At 69.9% G+C, this 1056-nt stretch carries 1 protein-coding gene; it reads right to left on the bottom strand.

Going from position 1 to position 1056, the window contains the following annotated elements:
• Positions 1 to 381: 381 nt before the first annotated feature.
• Positions 382 to 630, bottom strand: a complete 249-nt coding sequence (locus ACZ562_RS38355; protein WP_471189359.1) for a hypothetical protein — start codon at positions 628 to 630, stop codon at positions 382 to 384.
• Positions 631 to 1056 lie beyond the last annotated feature (426 nt).

Here is a 1056-nt window from a genome sequence, read left to right as displayed (position 1 = left end):
TCCCCGGGACGCACACCCCTGCCCTGACCGCTGCCGCGGGCAGCCCAAGTCCGTCACGATCGGCCGGCACCTCCGCCGGAGTCGGTGGGTCCGATCCAGGACGGGAGCAGGTGAATACCGCCACCGGGCGGGCCCGTTCGACCACCGCGGCCACACCGGCTTGGACGGCGGTCTCTCGTAGAGCGGCGCGCACTGCCTGTCGGGGTGCCGAGTGCTCCGACGGCCGGCCGCTGCACCCACAGGCCTGCAGTCAGCAGCCCGCTGAGGAGTCCGGAAACCTAGGCGTCACCGGGCCCCGAGGTGTCGGCGCCGGCATCTGGAGGGGTGTCATCACATGGCGGGAGGAGCCCCAGAACGCTTCGGCGCCCTGGGATCCGCGGGTCAGTACGACCAGGGCGGGGCAGGCCTGGGCCCATCGAGCCGCGACGTCTTCAGGACCTTCTCCCTGTCCGGGGAGCCCAGCAGGGCTGGTCTGAGGTTGGGGTCGTACGAGATGGTGCGGTGGGATCGGGCGGCCGCGAGGAGTTCACCGACCTTGTTGGCGCCTGGGGATGAGGCCGCGGCGATCGAGCCGGTGTGCACATGAGCTGGCGACACAGGGTGGCCCGGGCGGGCCAGTCGGAGCGCCATGTTGGCGGGACTGCCGCCCGGGTAGGTGACTTGATGTCGGGAGGACTCCCGCACGATGTCTGTGAGAGCTTCGCCCACGACAAGAACCGAGGAGTGGACAGGTGGTGACACGAGTGTCCTCCCGGAGAGGGATCGTCCCCCGACAAGCCCTACTGACACGGCGTCGGCCATGAACCGCAACGGGTCGCACATGGTGGTTTCACGGCACGTGGCGCCATCAGCACATCGGCAGGTCAGGACGGGCGGGCGGCCGGTGCCGCCACCACCTTGTGGAGCAAGGGGGCGGTGACGGCGCGTTATGGGCTCTGTCATTCGGGGGTGATCACACAGTGAGGCCGGGCTGCACCTGGATCTTGCGGCCCTCGCCTGCCTGGAAGCGCTTGAGGGCCTCTGCGTAGGAGGCCAGCGGCAGGCGGTCGCTGATGA

The sequence above is a fragment of the Streptomyces sp. NPDC040410 genome (genome assembly GCF_055595715.1).
The sequence above is the reverse complement of the archived record's forward strand: the minus strand, read 5'-3'. Positions and strand labels throughout refer to the sequence as shown.